General features: G+C 66.7%; 15 protein-coding genes. 4 read left to right on the top strand and 11 right to left on the bottom strand.

The annotated features are described in order from the left end of the window. Positions 1 to 159: 159 nt before the first annotated feature. Genes QT382_RS17970 through QT382_RS17960 form a run of 3 tightly spaced genes read right to left on the bottom strand, consistent with a single transcriptional unit; the run spans position 160 to position 3,569 of the window. A complete protein-coding gene (locus tag QT382_RS17970; RefSeq protein ID WP_289255458.1) occupies positions 160 to 1,089 on the bottom strand; it encodes an MBL fold metallo-hydrolase in 930 nt (309 codons plus the stop codon). Then, on the bottom strand, positions 1,086 to 2,786 hold the full coding sequence (locus tag QT382_RS17965; RefSeq protein WP_289255457.1) for a long-chain-fatty-acid--CoA ligase: 1,701 nt from the start codon (positions 2,784 to 2,786) through the stop codon (positions 1,086 to 1,088). The genes QT382_RS17970 and QT382_RS17965 overlap by 4 nt, the downstream gene beginning before the upstream one ends. Positions 2,787 to 2,846: 60 nt before the next feature. After that, a complete protein-coding gene (locus tag QT382_RS17960) occupies positions 2,847 to 3,569 on the bottom strand; it encodes a DUF8198 family protein (RefSeq protein ID WP_289255456.1) in 723 nt (240 codons plus the stop codon). 36 nt (positions 3,570 to 3,605) lie between these two features. Here QT382_RS17960 and QT382_RS17955 point away from each other — a divergent pair, with 36 nt between their 5' ends. Next, entirely contained in the window at positions 3,606 to 4,484 is an 879-nt protein-coding gene (locus QT382_RS17955; RefSeq protein ID WP_289255455.1) for an esterase/lipase family protein, read from the top strand. Positions 4,485 to 4,570: 86 nt separating this feature from the next. Here QT382_RS17955 and hppD read toward each other — a convergent pair whose 3' ends face one another. Next, a complete protein-coding gene (hppD, locus tag QT382_RS17950; protein ID WP_289255454.1) occupies positions 4,571 to 5,698 on the bottom strand; it encodes a 4-hydroxyphenylpyruvate dioxygenase in 1,128 nt (375 codons plus the stop codon). Between the two features lie 124 nt (positions 5,699 to 5,822). On the opposite strand from hppD, the gene QT382_RS17945 reads away from it, so the two are divergent. Further along, positions 5,823 to 6,305 (top strand): Lrp/AsnC family transcriptional regulator, encoded by a 483-nt coding sequence (locus QT382_RS17945; protein ID WP_289255453.1) that lies wholly within the window; start codon positions 5,823 to 5,825, stop codon positions 6,303 to 6,305. Position 6,306: 1 nt separating this feature from the next. On the opposite strand, the gene QT382_RS17940 is transcribed toward QT382_RS17945, so the two are convergent. The 6 genes from QT382_RS17940 to fusA form a co-directional block, all read right to left on the bottom strand. Further along, positions 6,307 to 6,930 (bottom strand): methyltransferase domain-containing protein, encoded by a 624-nt coding sequence (locus tag QT382_RS17940; protein WP_289255452.1) that lies wholly within the window; start codon positions 6,928 to 6,930, stop codon positions 6,307 to 6,309. Beyond that, complete coding sequence (locus QT382_RS17935) at positions 6,930 to 7,772, bottom strand: HDOD domain-containing protein (RefSeq protein WP_289255451.1); 843 nt, start codon at positions 7,770 to 7,772, stop codon at positions 6,930 to 6,932. Before QT382_RS17935 ends, QT382_RS17940 begins: the two co-directional genes overlap by 1 nt. Positions 7,773 to 7,889: 117 nt before the next feature. Further along, positions 7,890 to 8,096: a hypothetical protein gene (locus tag QT382_RS17930; protein WP_289255450.1), complete on the bottom strand. Its 207-nt coding sequence runs from the start codon at positions 8,094 to 8,096 to the stop codon at positions 7,890 to 7,892. Between the two features lie 54 nt (positions 8,097 to 8,150). Then, positions 8,151 to 8,333 (bottom strand): hypothetical protein, encoded by a 183-nt coding sequence (locus tag QT382_RS17925; RefSeq protein ID WP_289255449.1) that lies wholly within the window; start codon positions 8,331 to 8,333, stop codon positions 8,151 to 8,153. Between the two features lie 378 nt (positions 8,334 to 8,711). Beyond that, a complete protein-coding gene (locus tag QT382_RS17920) occupies positions 8,712 to 9,311 on the bottom strand; it encodes a hypothetical protein (protein ID WP_289255448.1) in 600 nt (199 codons plus the stop codon). Between the two features lie 45 nt (positions 9,312 to 9,356). Then, positions 9,357 to 11,462: an elongation factor G gene (gene fusA, locus QT382_RS17915; protein WP_289255447.1), complete on the bottom strand. Its 2,106-nt coding sequence runs from the start codon at positions 11,460 to 11,462 to the stop codon at positions 9,357 to 9,359. A gap of 157 nt (positions 11,463 to 11,619) precedes the next feature. Between fusA and QT382_RS17910 the strand changes: the two genes are divergently transcribed. Both QT382_RS17910 and QT382_RS17905 read left to right on the top strand, forming a co-directional pair. Continuing rightward, positions 11,620 to 13,047, top strand: a complete 1,428-nt coding sequence (locus QT382_RS17910) for a M28 family metallopeptidase (protein WP_289255446.1) — start codon at positions 11,620 to 11,622, stop codon at positions 13,045 to 13,047. A 17-nt stretch (positions 13,048 to 13,064) separates the two neighbouring features. After that, positions 13,065 to 13,943, top strand: a complete 879-nt coding sequence (locus QT382_RS17905; protein ID WP_289255445.1) for a DUF2785 domain-containing protein — start codon at positions 13,065 to 13,067, stop codon at positions 13,941 to 13,943. Positions 13,944 to 13,946: 3 nt separating this feature from the next. Here QT382_RS17905 and QT382_RS17900 read toward each other — a convergent pair whose 3' ends face one another. Next, complete coding sequence (locus tag QT382_RS17900) at positions 13,947 to 15,167, bottom strand: vanadium-dependent haloperoxidase (protein ID WP_289255444.1); 1,221 nt, start codon at positions 15,165 to 15,167, stop codon at positions 13,947 to 13,949. Positions 15,168 to 15,207: the final 40 nt, after the last annotated feature.

Genomic DNA, 15,207 nt, shown 5'->3' with positions numbered 1-15,207 from the left:
GTGAAACGAGTCAGCGCCGATGATAGTGCGGATTCCCGTGTGAAAGTAGGTCATCGTCAGGCTATTTACCCCGCAAACCCCCAGCCTTCCAAAGAGGCTGGGGGTTTTGCTTTTGCGGGATTGGAGTCGCGGCGCTGGAAACGTGAGATGTAATTCCAGTCAGCACACGCTGACGATTCCACCCTCTAGCTGCAATATCTTGGCCTGACATAGCTCCTGCAGGAGTTCCTCGCTCCATTGCGGCAATGGACGGTCGGCGAAATGCAATTGCCACATTCGGACATGGATGGGCGTGGCTTGAAGCCATGCCAGCAGCTCGGCGCGCTGACAGCGCTGCAGCTCAAGCATGTGGAAGACCAGCAGAGCCTTGGCCGCATGCCGCGTATGCCGCTCGGGATGAGTACGGAAGAAGTCCAGGCGCGAGCGCGCCTCCTGCAAGGCGGTCTCTGCATCGACAAAGGCCTTGCCGTGGCCGGGAATCACCAGGCGGACGGGTAGCGCAGCGATCAGGTCCAGTGTTTGCGCTACTTCATCGAAACCACGCGAGCCGTCGAGCTCTGGAAAGACGATGCCAAAGCCATGTTCCCAAAGGGCGTCGGCCGACACCAGGATTCCGGTCACCGCCTCGAACAGGATGACCGAATGGGGGTCATGTCCGGGGGCGGCTAGCACCTGCCATTCGCGCCCACCCTGCACAAGGACTTCACCCGGCCGAAACGCCCGCTCGGGCGCGAAGCGGTCGCAAGATTGGCCAGTGGGCCGGTAGCTCAAGCGCTCTTCATCCCAGGCCATGATCGCTGCCAACTCGCCAGGCGGGACCCAGATCGCACAACCATGCTCTGCCGCCAGGCGGGCGTTGCCGCCGCAATGATCGGAATGCAGATGCGTATTGACGATCAGCCGTAGCGGCTCGCCCCACAGGGCATGTCGGACCAATGCTGATGTCTGCTCAGCATGCGTGCAGTAGCCGGTGTCGACCAGCACTGCGCCGCTGCCGTCGCCGCGCAGCAGCACGGAGTTCGACGACAGCCAACCGCGCTCCAGTATCCGAACGTCATCGGGTAAGAGCGCCGTCGCCGCATCGCTCATGCCGTGTTGCTACGGAGCTCGCGGCGGAGGATCTTGCCCACGTTGGTCTTGGGCAAGTCGTCGCGGAACTCGATGTACTTGGGCCGCTTGTAGGCGGTCAATTGCTCGGCGCAGAAGCTGGCCAGATCCTCTTCGGCCAGGGTCGGATCCTTCTTGATCACGAAGAGCTTGACCGCCTCGCCCGAGCGCGCGTCCGGGATGCCGACGGCTGCGCACTCAAGCACGCCGGGATGCATGCTGACGACCTGCTCGATCTCGGTCGGATACACATTGAAGCCGGACACCAGGATCATGTCCTTCTTGCGGTCGACAATGCGCACGAAGCCCTGCTCATCCATCACGCCGATGTCGCCGCTCTTGAAGAAGCCGTCGGCGGTCATGACGTTGGCCGTCTCGTTGGGGCGCTGCCAATAGCCGGCCATCACCTGGGGGCCGCGAATGCAGATTTCTCCCCGCTCGCCCAGCGCCACGTCCTTGCCATCGTCATCGCGGATGGCGATGTCGGTAGAAGGCATGGGCAGGCCGATGCTGCCGTTGAAGGTCGTGATGTCCATGCGATTGATGGTCGCCACGGGCGCGGTCTCGGACAGCCCGTAACCTTCGACCACAGGACAGCCAGTGATCTTGAGCCACTTCTCGGCCGTGGCCTGCTGCACGGCCATGCCGCCGCCGTTGGAGATCACCAGCTCGCTGAAGTCGAGTCGCGCAAAGGCCGGATCGTTGGCCAGCGCATTGAACAGCGTGTTGACCGCCGGGAACAGATTGACCCGATAGTTGCGCAGCGTGGCGATGAAGCCGGGGATGTCGCGCGGATTGGGAATCAGCAGGTTCATCATGCCGAGCCGCGCGCCCAGCATGTAGCAGGCCGTCAGCGCGAAGATGTGATACAGCGGCAGCGCACAGACCGTGGTGAGGGCTTTGCCGCCCAGCTTGCTGGTCATGGGCTCAAACCAGGCTTCGGCTTGCAGGATGTTGGCCACGACATTGCGATGCAGCAGCGTCGCTCCCTTGGACAGGCCGGTCGTGCCGCCTGTGTACTGCAGGAAGGCCACGTCATCGGGCCCGACTTCCACCTTGCGCAGCGTGCCGCGCTCGCCTTCCTCCAGTGCCTTGTTGAATCGCAGCACCGTGCGGCCTTCGCCGGTGGGGAGGCGGAACTCCGGCACCATCTTCTTCACGTGGCGGACGGCGAAGTTGATCATCGGGCCGCGCCACCAGCCGAGTAGGTCCCCTAGCGAAGCGAGGATCACGTGGCGAACCTGGGTCGCCGCAATCACTTCTTCCAGCGTGGCGGCGAAGTTCTCCAGCACGATGATGGCCTCGGCGCCCGAGTCCTTCAGCTGGTGCTCCAGCTCCCGCGGCGTGTATAGCGGGTTGACGTTGACCACTGCATAGCCGGCACGAAGGATGGCCGCAATGGCGATCGTGTACTGCAGCACATTGGGCATCATGATGGCCACGCGAGCACCCCGTGCCAGGCCACAACCCTGCAGATAGGCGCCGAGAGCCTGGGACAAGCGGTCGATGTCGCCGAATGTGAGCCGCTGGTCCATGCAGGCCGCCGCGTCCCGCGAGGCGTATTTGCGGAAGGCTTCTTCCAGCAGCTCGACCAGCGAGCGATAGGTTTCGGCGGCGATTTCGGCCGGAACCCCGGGTGGATAGCTCTTCAGCCAGGGCTTGCTCGCTGCGTACTGCACCATGTCTCCTAAGTCTCGTTCTCTTGCTGACGACATGGTCGGGAGGCCGGCGTCCAGCGCCTAGGGCAATTTCCCCAATGGATCGTCACCGACGGGACAGCTGTCGGCCGGTGGTTGCCCAAACAGCGCCTGCGCCAGTGCTTCCTCGCGCTCGCGAACCGTTCGCAGAAACTCGGCCGCGCCATGCATCTCGCGGAAGGTGTCGAAGCCGGTTTCCAGGAACTGCTGCAGCTCTAGCATCCCCGCGGCCGTAGCGGGGCCGCGCATCATTCGCAGGGCGTGCCGCAGCAAGGGCTTGCGGGTGTAACCCTCCAGGGCCGCGCCAATCGACAGCGTCAGGTCGATCTGCCGTTGCCGCTCCGCTGCCATGCCGCAAGCCTGCCAGGCACGAATGTAGGACAAGCGATCCCAGCTCGCATCACCATGCAGCTTGCCCATGCGGCTGTCCAGGCGCTCCGACAATGCGTGCAGCTCGGCCAGTTGGGCCACCGTGGTGACCACGTCTCGCGGGAACAATCGAACCACGCTCGGTACCACGCGGGCGAACTGGGCATCGCGCCGGCTGAAATCACCGGGCCCATAAAGCTCCTCCAGGAAGAAGCGGGCGGCGTGGCGATAGCGTTCGCTGGCCAGCAGGTCCGCATAGGTGCGCGCAAAGCGCTGCTGCTGATAGAGCTTCAGGGCCTCGACCCTGTTCTCCAGCATCGGATCGGCGCCGCGCGCACGTCTTTCTACGTCGACGGTCGAGAGCTGGCTGAGGATGTGGGCGGCGATATCGTCCATGGCGCTTGCGATTTTGCCCGCCCCTACACTGGCTGCATGAACGCGCGACTGCAACGATTGAGCCTGCTGATACGCAGCCTGCTGGGGGCCGGCGGCCTGGCATTGGGCTGGCAGCTCGGTGGCTGGCCCTGGGCTTTGGCGCTGGCCGTCTTGGCCGTCAATCTGCGCAACATCGTCTTGCTGCTGCTGTTCATCTCGCTGGCCTTTATCAACCGGCAGCATCTGCCGGGCGTCGGCGACCTGCTGCGAGCCTGGTGGCTGGAGCTTTGGGCCCTGGAGCGCACGTTCAGTTGGCGCCAGCCCTTTGCAGAGCACCGCCATGCGGACTATCTCCCGCCGTCAGCTTCGGCTCGAGGCGTGTTGCTGCTTCACGGCTTCAACTGCAACCGCGGCCTGTGGAACGGCTGGATGCAACGCTTGCGAGCGCTGGACGTTCCGCATATGGCGCTGAGCATGGAGCCCGCCTTCGGCTCCATCGATGCCTATGTGGATGAGATCGAGCAAGCTGTCGTCAAGCTACAGGCCACCACGGGCCAGGCGCCGCTGGTGCTGGCACACAGCATGGGCGGTTTGGCCGCGCGTGCCTGGTGGCGCCGCCATGGTCGCGACGCACGTATCCATGGCCTGGTGACCCTGGGCTCGCCGCATGCGGGCACAGTAATGGCGCGCTTTTCGCCGGCGCGCAACGCCATGCAGATGCGCCGCCACAGCCGCTGGTTGGATGAATTGGTGCGAGCATCTCCCGCCGCACCCCCGACGCATTGCTACTTCAGCGACTGCGACCAGATCGTCTGTCCGGCCGAGACGGCCACCTTGCCGCAGGCCCGCAATCTCCACCTGCCGGGACGCGGCCATCTGAGCCTGGTCGAAGACCCGCAGGTCACCGCCGAGGTCATGGCATTGCTGCGGGCATAGGGGTGAACGCTCGGGGCGAAAAAAGCCCCGGGCCTTTCGACCCGGGGCTCCTGGCCTGCCTGGACAGCAGCTCGACCAGTCCCTCGTCAGGCTTCTTCGGCCTTCAAGACTCCTCGGCGAATCTGGTCGAGCTCGATGCTCTCGAACAGTGCCTTGAAGTTCCCCTCTCCAAAACCTTCGTTGCCCTTGCGCTGGATCAGCTCGAAGAAGATCGGGCCGATCACTTCCTTGGTGAAGATCTGCAGCAGCAGCTCGTGCGGGGCGCCTTCGTGCGCCGCACCGTCGATCAGGATGCGCAGCGAGCGCAGGCGTTCCAGGTCTTCGCCATGCTGGGGCAGGCGCTTGCTGACCAGGTCGTAGTAGGTGGCGATGGTGTCCTGGAACACCACGCCGGTACCGCGCATGCCTTCGACCGTCGTGTAGATGTCGTCCGTGCCCAGGGCCACGTGCTGGATGCCTTCGCCGCTGTAGAGGTCCAGGTATTCGGCGATCTGGCTCTTGTCGTCGCTGCTCTCGTTGATCGGGATGCGGATCTTGCCGCAGGGGCTGGTCATGGCCTTGCTCTTCAGGCCGGTCAGTTTGCCCTCGATGTCGAAGTAGCGAACTTCCTTGAAGTTGAACAGGCGCTCGTAGAACTCGGCCCATTCCTTCATGCGGCCACGGAACACGTTGTGCGTCAGGTGATCGATGTAGGTCAGGCCATGGCCCACCGGGTTGGGTTCGACCGGCTTGCCAGCCGCATCGCGCAGCGGCACGAAATCCACGTCGTAGATGCTAATGTTGCCGATCTCGCCGGCGGCGGCGCCGCCCTTGCCCTGCCAGCGGTCAACGAAATAGATCAGCGAATCGCCGATGCCCTTGATCGCCGGGATGTTGAGCTCCATCGGGCCGGCCTTGTTGTCAAAGCCCCAGGCGCCCAGTTCGAGTGCGCGGTGGTAGGCGAAATTTGCATCCTTGACTCGGAAGGCGATGGCGCAGATCGACGGACCGTGCAGGCGAGCAAACCGCTGCGCGAACGAATCGTGCTCCGCATTGATCAGGAAGTTCACATCGCCCTGGCGGTACAGGGTGACGTTCTTGTGCCGGTGCTGAGCCACGGCGGTGAAGCCCATGGTCTCGAACAACTGGCCCAGGGCAGCGGGATCGGGCGCGGCGAACTCGATGAATTCAAAGCCGTCGGTGCCCATCGGGTTGTCCCAGGGGGTGAATGCCATCGCGAATGACTCCTGCGGTTGGTTTGAGCTAGGGCAAGACTTTAGGGACTGGGGTCCGCAGGAATCCTGCGAAGTTTGGCGTCGTCACTGGTCATTGCGCAGTAATCCTGCAAAACTCCACCACATGGAGCAGTCAACCCAGGTCGATGCGATAGATCGGCGCATTCTGAGAGCGTTGCAGGTCGATGGCCGCGTGACGTATGACGCCTTGGGCGCGGAGGTCGGGCTGTCGGCGTCGGCCGTGCTGCGGCGGGTCAGGCGGCTGGAGGAGTCCGGCGTGATCGCCGCCTATGTCGCCCTGGTAGCCGCCGAGAAGGTCGGCCTTGGGCTGACGGCCTACATCAACGTGCGCCTGGAAAAGCACACCGAGACCCACAAGCGCAACCCCATGGACCTGTTCCGCGCGGCGGTGCAGACCTGGCCCGAAGTGGTCGAATGCGCGGCCCTCACCGGTGAGATGGACTACCTGCTGAGGGTACTGGTGCAGGACATGGCGCATTACGCGCGCTTCATCAGCGAGACCCTGCTCAAGCATCCCAGCGTGCAGGACTGCAAGACCAGCTTCATGCTGGATCGGGTCAAGGGCACGACGGCCGTGCCGGTCTGAATCAGCCGCGCTTGGTCAGCACGACGGCCAGCTCGGCCCAGCCTTGCGAATGTGGCTCGGCGGCATAGGGCGGTGCCGGCCAGTCCCAGCGGTCCGACGGGAACAGGGCCCTGACCGCGTTGATGTCCAGGTGGTAGGGCGGCCCTTCGACCCGGCCTTCGGCCGCGCTGTCTCGCCGCGCCTGCATGAACAGGCCCAGCAGCAGGCCTCCGGGTTTCAGCCAGGTATGCAGTTGCGCGGCATAGGCCAGCCAATGGTCGGGATGTAGGGCGCAAAGGCAGGTCTGCTCGTAGATGCGATCCAGCATCTGCGATGCTTGCCACTGCAGCACATCGGCTTGCTCGACCGCAGCCTGCGATGCATGGAGTCCCGCTGCTTCGACACGCGACCGGGCTTCGACGACCGCTGCCGGCGTGTAGTCCAGGCCGCGCACCAGCAAGCCGGCGCGGGCCAGCGGCACCAGCTCATGTCCTCGCCCGCAGCCCGGTACCAGCACGCTATGGCCAGGCTGGAGCAGGCCGGCGTCCAGCCATCGCTGCAATTGCGGATGGGGCGCGCCTCTGTCCCAGCCGGTCTGGCCGGTCTCGAAGCGCTGCTGCCAGAACTCGATGCTGGGACCGGCCATCAGTCGAACTCGTGCAGCAGCCGCTCGGTGGCCGCCAGGTCCAGATTGAGCAGTTGGCTAATGTCTCGTATGTCGTCGGGCAGGGCGGCGTCGCTCCAGCCATCGGCAGAGTGCCGGGCCAGGCGGACGGCCAGGCGCACGCTAAGCACACGAGGATCGTGGCCATGCTTGTCGTCGGTGATCTGGGTCAGCAACTCGGGCAGCCGCCAGGTCTGCATCAGCGACTGCTCCAGGTCGCCCAGCTCGATGTTCAACACCGCCTGCTGGACTTCGGCGCTGCGCAGCGAGCGGTCGGCGCGCTGACGGTTCCGGATCTCCAGCGCCAGGTCCGGCGCATGCAGCCACAGCAGCATCTCGGCAAAGTCATGCAGCAAGGCGGCGCTGTAGACCACGGCCGCGTCGGGATCGAGCCGGTGGGCGGCGAAGCCCAGGGCGAAGCGCGAGGCCCTATCGGCACGGCGCAGCACGCGCTGCAGGCCTTCGAGCGCATCGGGCCGGTCGGCCAGCCAGCTCTCCACCGTCGGCTGCGGCCCGAAGGCGCGGAAGAAGGGCGGAATGCCCATCAGCACCAGGGCCGCGGTCACGGTTTCTGCGTCGGTGACCAGACGGCTGCTGCGATGCGCTGCCGCATAGGCCAGGACCTTCAAGGACATCAGCGGATCGGTGGAGATCAGCTCGCCGAGCATGTTGGCGTCGACGTCGTCCTCGTTGGCCCGCATCAGCTCAAGCGACTCGGCGGTTGCCGCCAGCACCGGGATCTCCGCGTTGCGGAAGAAGCCGGTCCAGCGCGCCAGGTCCGGCAGGGCCTGGTGCAGGGGACTGGCATGCGGGGGCTGGTTCATGGCTGGCTTTGGCCGGTTGCGCTTGATCGTATATCGGCTCGCCGGCCGCCATTCTGAGCGCGGCCAGCAGCAGCAACAGCAGGGCCATGAACTTCATCACGGCATTCGACGGGGGACTCATGTCAGCCCCTTGGGCAGACGGGCCAGCACCTCGTCGGAAAGCAGTGCGCCTTCGGGAGCGCAGGCCTCGGCGGCGGGCGAGTGCTTCGCCTGCCGTTGTGCAGGCCTCAGCTTGAACAGCAGGCCGGCAAAGCGCCGCTTCCAGGCGGCATGAACCTCGGCAGGATCGGGAACGCCGAGCAGGGAATCATCGCGTCTCAACATGATGGGGACTCTCCGGTCCGGTCCGCACGAGTCGCTCGTATCGGACCTAGGGTTTCACGGGCTGCGGTCGGGCTGGCCGAGCAGCTTCAGTTCTTGGTGCAGTCGTTGCTGCGCCTGCTGGCGCTGGGCCCCGCTGCCATGACGGCCGGCCTGACGCATCAGGGCCGGGCCTACCAGCGGATTGCGCGGTTTGTTCAGGCGCAGGCCGTTGGCGCGGGGTGAGGTGAACTGGGGCATAGAAATCTCCTGAGCGAGACGGGGCTCGCGTTGCGTTGGACCATGCGGCAGCGCCACTGCGGACGTCACAGCGTTTGAAACGGAAAAAGAAACGCGGCCCCAGAGGCGGGCCAGAACCATCGGTCTCGCCTGACCGGGTTGCGCCCGTTCGGGCGCGCCGGTCGGCGGCAGGGGCGCTGCGGTGGCCGAGGCGGTGATCGCGTCGCGCCGGTTCAGGCGCTTCTCGATGCCGATCTCAGCGGGGCAGGCCCCGGGTTGGGAAGAGGACTTGTCTTGTCGCTGCGGTGAACCACGCCGCAACTTGCGCGAATGATAAACAAATGATTATCTTGCGCAAGTACTTTTTATCTAACCAGATAAACAAGTTAGGGGGAGGTCCTACTTCTTCTTGCCCTTGAGCGGAGCGATGCCCTGCTGCAGTCGGCGCCAATCGTCCATGTCGGAGGCGGGAGCCGCCGCCGGGCTTCGGCTCGAGGCCGGCGGCAGGGGCTTGCCGGCTGCAGCCGCGATGGCTGCTGGGCTTGCGGCCAGCGAGGGTGTGGAGGCCGTGCCCGGCGTTAGCACTTCGCCCAGCAGGTCCAGCAGCCGGGTACGGGCGCGTTGCGGGTGGCGCCGGTAGTAGGTCAGCACCAGGCCGACGATGAAGCGTTCGTCGTCGTCCTGCGGCAGGTTGGGCAAGGGATCTTGATCAGCCAGGCCTGGGCTGGCCAGGGCTTTGTGCTCCTGATCCATCCAGCCCTGGGGCTTGTGGCACAGCTGCTCGAACTGCCGCGCTAGCCGTTCGCCGATCTGGCGCGAGCGGCTCTTGATCTGGCTCCAGTAGCTGGGCTGGATCTGCAGACGCTCGGCAAAGCGCCGCTCCAGGCCGCGCAGCGCGGCGGCATCGGGGTGCTTGACGGTGGCGGAGACGAACTCCTCGAAGAGGAGCAGGGCGTTGTCCAGACGGACCTGGGCAACGTCGCGGAGCGCGGAAGACATGGCCTCAATGATAAAGCTCCGTTCACCAGGCCTTGCCCCGAGGTACTACTCCTCTTCCTGGCTTCGGTAGGCCGACACCATGGCCGACTGGGTATTGGGCGGCACGGCCTCGTAGTGCGACAGCGCCACCGTGTAGCGTCCCTGGCCGCTGGTCATGGCGTTGAGCCGGTTCTGGTAGGCCGCCAGCTCGGCCAGTGGCGCCAGCCCCTGCACGGTCAGCATGCCAGGCACGGTCGAGCGTGTCCCGTTGACCTGGCCGCGCCGCGAGGCCAGGTCGCCGGTGATGTCGCCGATGGCGTGATCCGGCGCGCTGATCTCGATCTGGACTATGGGCTCCAGCACCAGCGGCCGGGCTTCGCGCACCGCCGCCATCAGCGCCCGCTTGCCGGCGGTGAAGAAGGCAATTTCCTTGCTGTCCACCGAATGGTGCTTGCCGTCGAACACGGTGATCTTGACGTCGACCAGTGGATTGCCCGAGACCACGCCGCTCTCCATCGCGGCCCGCACGCCCTTTTCGACCGCCGGCATGAACTGGCCCGGGATGGTGCCGCCCTTGACCGCGTCGACGAACTGGTAGCCGCCACCGCGCTCCAGCGGTTCCACCCGCAGGTAGACCTCCCCGAACTGGCCGGCGCCGCCGGACTGCTTCTTGTGCCGGAAATGGCCCTCGGCCGGGCTGGAAATCGTCTCCCGATAGGCGATGCGCGGCGGCTGGGTGTTGACCTCGAACTTGTAGGTCTCGCGCAGCCGGTCCAGCAGCATGCGCAGGTGCAGCTCGCCCAGGCCGTAGACCACGGTCTCGTTGGTCGTGCCGGTGCGCTCGACCTTGAGGCAGGGGTCTTCGTCAACAAGCCGCATCAGGATCTCCCACAGCCGCTGCTCGTCGCCATGGCGGGCCGGCGTGATCGCCAGGCCATGGACCGGCACCGGGAACTCCAGTGGCTTCAGATGGATGTGCTCGTCCTCTTGCGCGTCATGCAGCACGGCGTCGTACTGCAGCTCGTCCACCTTGGCGATGGCGCAGAGCTCGCCTGGCAATGCCTGGTCGACCTCTACGTGCTCCTTGCCTTGCAGCATGAACAGATGGGCGACCTTGAAGGGCTTGCGAGCATGGCCGACGAACAGCTGGGCGCCCCGCTTGAGCGTGCCCTGATGGACCCGCATCAGCCCCAGCTTGCCGAGGTAGGGGTCGGCGTTGATCTTGAAGACATGGGCGACCACATGGGCCTCGGGGTCGGGCGCGATCTGCAGCGGCTGGGCCTCGGGCCCCTCGCCGACCAGGAACTGCGGCGGATTGCCTTCGCCGGGGTTGGGCAGCAGTCGCTCGATCACGTCCAGCAACTCGGCCACGCCGGCGCCGGTCTTGGCCGAGCAGAAGCAGACCGGGATCAGGTGGCCTTCACGCAGCGCCTGTTCCAGCGGCGCATGCAGCTCGCGCGGGTCCACGTCGCCCTCGTTGAGATAGCGGTCGACGAAGTCCGAGTCCACCTCGACCACTTGCTCCACCAAGGCCTGGTGGGCCGCCGCGACCGACGAGAAATCGGCCTCGCCCTCGCGGCTGAAGAAGCAGTCCTGCACCCGGCTGGCATTGCCGGCGGGCAGGTTCAGCGGCAGGCATTCGCGGCCGAAGCTCTCGCGCAGCTGCTCCAGCAGCTCGGGCAGCTTGACCCCGGGCGCATCGATGCGGTTGACCACGACCAGCCGGCACAGGCCACGGGCTTTCGCCGTGTCCATCAAACGGGAGGCCATCAGCTCGATGCCGTTCTGCGCATTGATCACGACCACGGCCGTGTCGGCCGCTTCCAGGGCCGGCAGCGACTGGCCGGTGAAATCCGGGGCGCCGGGCGTGTCTATGGCGTGAATGCGTATGCCGCCATGCTGCATGTGCAGCAGCGAGGCCTGCAGCGAATGCTGCATTCGCTTCTCTAGCGGGTCGTTGTCGCTGACCGTGCTGCCGCGTTCGATGCTGCCGGGCGTTGCAATCGCGCCGGCCTGGTGCAGCAGGGCCTCGACCAGGGTGGTCTTGCCTGCGCCGGCCGGTCCTACCAGGGCCAGGCTGCGGATGGCCGCAAGCCCTGGGTGGGAACCGCCGGCGCTGCCTGGGCTGCCGTGGTTGGCGCTCCCTTGGGAGCCGTTGCTGGGGTTGGACATGGTGTGCTCCTTAGTCTGCTGACCCAAGCTTTGCGGGGCCCTAGCTAGCTAGACCCGGCCTGCGGCCAGGGTAGGCCAAGGACGCGGGGCGCACAAGAGGACTGGGCCTTGTGCGGACGACTGACAGAATCGCCGCGACGCCAGTTCCGGAGTTCGTATGAAGACACGACTGCCTGCCGCTCTGTTTGTTGCCGTGCTGATGGCCATCACAGGCCCGGCCCGAGCGGCCGACGCCCTCGATCCCGCAGTGCAGCAATTGCTGGTCGATGTCTCGGCCCAGCGGATCGAGCAGCGCATCCGCAGCCTGGTCGGCTTCGGCACCCGCCATACCTTGTCGGATACCGAGTCCGAGACCCGCGGCATTGGTGCCGCGCGGCGCTGGATACAGCGCGAGCTGCAGGCCTGCTCGCGGGCCGCCGGTGGACGCCTGCAGGTCGAGATGGACGAGTTCATCGAGCCGCCCGGCAACCGGGTGCCCAAGCCGACCACCGTGGTCAACGTGGTCGCCACCTTGCCTGGCAGCTCGGCGGCGTCCAAGGACAGGCTGCTGGTCATCAGCGGCCACTACGACTCGCGCAATGGCAATGTGATGGACGCCGTCGGCGAAGCGCCGGGCGCCAATGACGATGCCTCGGGCACGGCCGTGGTGATGGAGCTGGCCTGCGCCATGGCCAGGCGCTCCTACGACGCGACCCTGGTCTTCATCGCCGTGGCCGGCGAGGAGCAGGGCCTGCTGGGCGCGCGGCACTGGGCCCGCCAGGCGCGGCTCAAGGGCCTGCAGGTCGAGGCCATGATCACCAACGACATCATCGGCAGCTCGCGCGGCGACGCCGGCCAGCACGACCCCAAGCAGCTGCGCCTTTTCGCCGATGGGCTGGACCCGCTGTTGCGTCAACTGACGGCCGCGCCGCGTGCAAATGCCAGCGAGGTTGAGCTCAAGGCCCAGGAGGCGCTGCGCAAGGAGATACAGCCGCTGGTGATGGCCGGCGGCACGCTGGACCTGCCGACGCACCAGTTGGGCCGGCATCTGAAGCAGGCCGGCGAACGCTATCTGCCCGGCTTCACGGTCAACCTGATCCAGCGCCGTGACCGCTACCTGCGCGGCGGCGACCACATCCCCTTCCTTGAGAACGGCTACCCGGCCGTGCGCATCAGCGAGCCCTTCGAGGACTTCGCCCACCAGCACCAGAACCTGCGCAGCGAGAACGGCAAGGTCTATGGCGACCTGCCCGAGTTCGTCGACTTCGCCTACGTGGCCGACGTGGCCCGGGTCAATGCGGCCGGCCTGGCCACGCTGGCCCTGGCGCCGGCCGCGCCGCGCAATGTGAGGCTGGATGCCAGCGAGCTGAGCAACGACAGCACGCTCAGCTGGTCGCCCAACCTTGAGCCCGAGCTGGCCGGCTACCGTGTGGTCTGGCGCAATACCGATTCGGTCGCGTGGCAGCAGTCGCGCGAGCTGGGCAAGGACGTGACCAAAGTCCGGCTGCCGGTGTCCAAAGACAATCTGGTCTTCGGCGTGCAGGCCCTCTCCAAGCGCGGCCATGCCAGCCTGGCCAGCTTTCCGCTGCCGCTGCTGCGCCCATGACTTGACGACGAGGATCCATGCGCCGCCTGCTGCCTGCCTTGCTGCTGTTCTCCGGCCTCAGTGCCACCACGCTTGCAGCCTGCCCGCCGCGGGCGGCCGAGATGAAATCGGCGCTGAAGGCGCAGCCCAGCGAAGCCGAGCTTGCGGCTCTCCAGCCCCAGGCCCTGGCGCTGGCCGGCTGCCTGGCAAGCCCTGACCCTGCGCTGCGCGACGGCCTGGCCTTCGAGCTGCTTTCGCAATGGATGCGTGCCAAGGCCTTGCAGCCCGCCACGCTGCAGTCGCTGCGTGAATCCTTGCTGCTTGCTCTGCAAAGTCAGGACGCTGCCGGCGTCCACGCGCCATTCGCGGCCCTGACGCTGGCCGAGGTCGCTCGTGTCGACCGGCTGCAGCCCTTCCTGAATCCGGAGCAGCGCGCCGAGCTGCTGGCCAAGGCCTGCGCCTACCTGGCCAGCGTCAAGGACAGGCGCGGCTACACGCCCGGCGAGGGCTGGCGCCATGGCGTGGCCCATGGCGCCGACCTGCTGATGCAGCTGAGTCTGAACCCGGCCCTGGACGGCGCGGCCCAGCGCCGCATCCTGCAGGCCGTGGCTTCGCAAGTGCTGGCCGGCGAAGCCCATGCCTACCAGTTCGGCGAAGGCCAGCGCCTGGCCCGCCCGGCCTTGTTCGCGGCCTGGCGCGGCGAGCTGTCGGCCGACGAATGGCAGCAATGGCTGAACGGCGCCCTGGCCAGCGTGCTGCCACCTTCCTCGACACCCACAACCGCCGAGCTGGCCCGCCTGCACAACGCCCGCGAGTTCCTCTGGCCGCTCTATGTGAGCCTCAACGAGCTACGCGACGAGGCGCTGAAGGCGCGGCTTCTGCCGGCGGTCAGCGCGGCGCTCAAGCGCCTGGGCTGAGCCTCAGCGCGCCAGCGGCTGCAGCTGGTTGGCCAGGATTTCCTCGGCCACCTGGCGGCCCAGTCGGCGGCCGGCCTCGATGGAGCTGCGGAAATGCACGCCGCCCCAGATCCGCGACTGGCCCATCTCCTCGGCCAGGGCCTGGACGCTGGCCCATTGCCGGGTCTGGCCGGTGGCCGAATTGAAGCGCTCCAGTGCCTTGGGCTGGACCAGCGGCAGCAGTGCCTCCAGCACACCGGCCCAGAGCGCATAACCCGATGGGTACTCGGGATCGACCGGCGTGCGCAGCAGCGGCAGCCAGCTCGCATCGCGCTGCGCAGCCGGCGTGAACTCGCTGGCGATGGCGGTCTGCGGGCGCCAGCGCTGGTGCTTGAGCTTGAGCCGGCTGCCCAGCAGGCGCGAGTCGAAGTCGCTCATCGACAGCAGGGCCAGCAGGCGCGCCGTCTCCAGCGCGGGCAGCGGCTGGGCATGGAGCAGGCCGCGGATGAACTGCTGCTCGTCGCCCGGCGGGCCCGAGTTCCAGAACAGGGCGGCCGCCGTCTGGTCGGCCGTGCGGCTGCTGCTCTGCCGGCCTCCGAGCGTCTTGGCCTCGACCAGTTCGCGCTTGGCCAGTTCGCTTTCAGGCGAGGGCGGGGCGCCCGGCTCGAAGCGGTCGATGTTGATCACGCCCAGCGGGTTCAAGGGCTGCTTGTTGATCCGGAAGGCCGAGGCGCCGCGGCCCGGGATCGTCTGGAACAAGCCGCTGGAAGCCGCCGGCTGCGGGCCGGCCACGTGCTCGAAGCCATCCTCGGCGCGCAGCGCAATCAGCTGCTGGGCCGCCCGCAGGCCCAGCGCAATGCCGGCCTGGCGTGCCGCGCCCTCGGGCAGGCGGGCGATGGCGTCCTGGTAGGCGCGCGCCAGGCGGCTGTGCTCGGCCTGTGGCTCATTGCTGAGCACGCCCCAGACGGCGGCGGCCACGGCCGCTTCCGGCAAGGCCTGCGGACTCGCTTCCAGCGGCGGGCCGTAGCCGCGGTAGCGGGGCTCGATGGCGTTCAACGCATTGAAGACGGCCAGATCGACCATTGCCGACGCGCGCGGCTGGCGCGACGCGGGCAGCATTTCTATGCTGGCCGTGGCCTGCGCCGCCCAGTCCAGCACCACGCCGGGGTCGATGGCCCGGACCGGCAGGGCCAGCGTCAGCAGCAGCAAGGCACAGACTAGTCGTCTCCGCAGCGGGTTCTTCATCCGGTCTCCCTGGCAGCCATGGCGGCAAGCTACGCTTGGT

Origin of the sequence: Pelomonas sp. SE-A7 (assembly GCF_030345705.1) — a bacterium.
In the GTDB taxonomy this organism is placed as follows: Bacteria; Pseudomonadota; Gammaproteobacteria; order Burkholderiales; family Burkholderiaceae_C; genus JAUASW01.
The sequence above is the reverse complement of the archived record's forward strand: the minus strand, read 5'-3'. Positions and strand labels throughout refer to the sequence as shown.

Coding starts and splice junctions, on each gene's coding strand:
- QT382_RS17970 (WP_289255458.1), bottom strand. CDS start 1,089: ATGAGCGATGCGGCGACGGCGCTCTTACCCGATGACGTTCGGATACTG.
- QT382_RS17960 (WP_289255456.1), bottom strand. CDS start 3,569: ATGGACGATATCGCCGCCCACATCCTCAGCCAGCTCTCGACCGTCGAC.
- QT382_RS17955 (WP_289255455.1), top strand. CDS start 3,606: ATGAACGCGCGACTGCAACGATTGAGCCTGCTGATACGCAGCCTGCTG.
- hppD (WP_289255454.1), bottom strand. CDS start 5,698: ATGGCATTCACCCCCTGGGACAACCCGATGGGCACCGACGGCTTTGAA.
- QT382_RS17945 (WP_289255453.1), top strand. CDS start 5,823: ATGGAGCAGTCAACCCAGGTCGATGCGATAGATCGGCGCATTCTGAGA.
- QT382_RS17940 (WP_289255452.1), bottom strand. CDS start 6,930: ATGGCCGGTCCCAGCATCGAGTTCTGGCAGCAGCGCTTCGAGACCGGC.
- QT382_RS17935 (WP_289255451.1), bottom strand. CDS start 7,772: ATGAACCAGCCCCCGCATGCCAGTCCCCTGCACCAGGCCCTGCCGGAC.
- QT382_RS17930 (WP_289255450.1), bottom strand. CDS start 8,096: ATGTTGAGACGCGATGATTCCCTGCTCGGCGTTCCCGATCCTGCCGAG.
- QT382_RS17925 (WP_289255449.1), bottom strand. CDS start 8,333: ATGCCCCAGTTCACCTCACCCCGCGCCAACGGCCTGCGCCTGAACAAA.
- QT382_RS17920 (WP_289255448.1), bottom strand. CDS start 9,311: ATGTCTTCCGCGCTCCGCGACGTTGCCCAGGTCCGTCTGGACAACGCC.
- fusA (WP_289255447.1), bottom strand. CDS start 11,462: ATGTCCAACCCCAGCAACGGCTCCCAAGGGAGCGCCAACCACGGCAGC.
- QT382_RS17910 (WP_289255446.1), top strand. CDS start 11,620: ATGAAGACACGACTGCCTGCCGCTCTGTTTGTTGCCGTGCTGATGGCC.
- QT382_RS17905 (WP_289255445.1), top strand. CDS start 13,065: ATGCGCCGCCTGCTGCCTGCCTTGCTGCTGTTCTCCGGCCTCAGTGCC.
- QT382_RS17900 (WP_289255444.1), bottom strand. CDS start 15,167: ATGAAGAACCCGCTGCGGAGACGACTAGTCTGTGCCTTGCTGCTGCTG.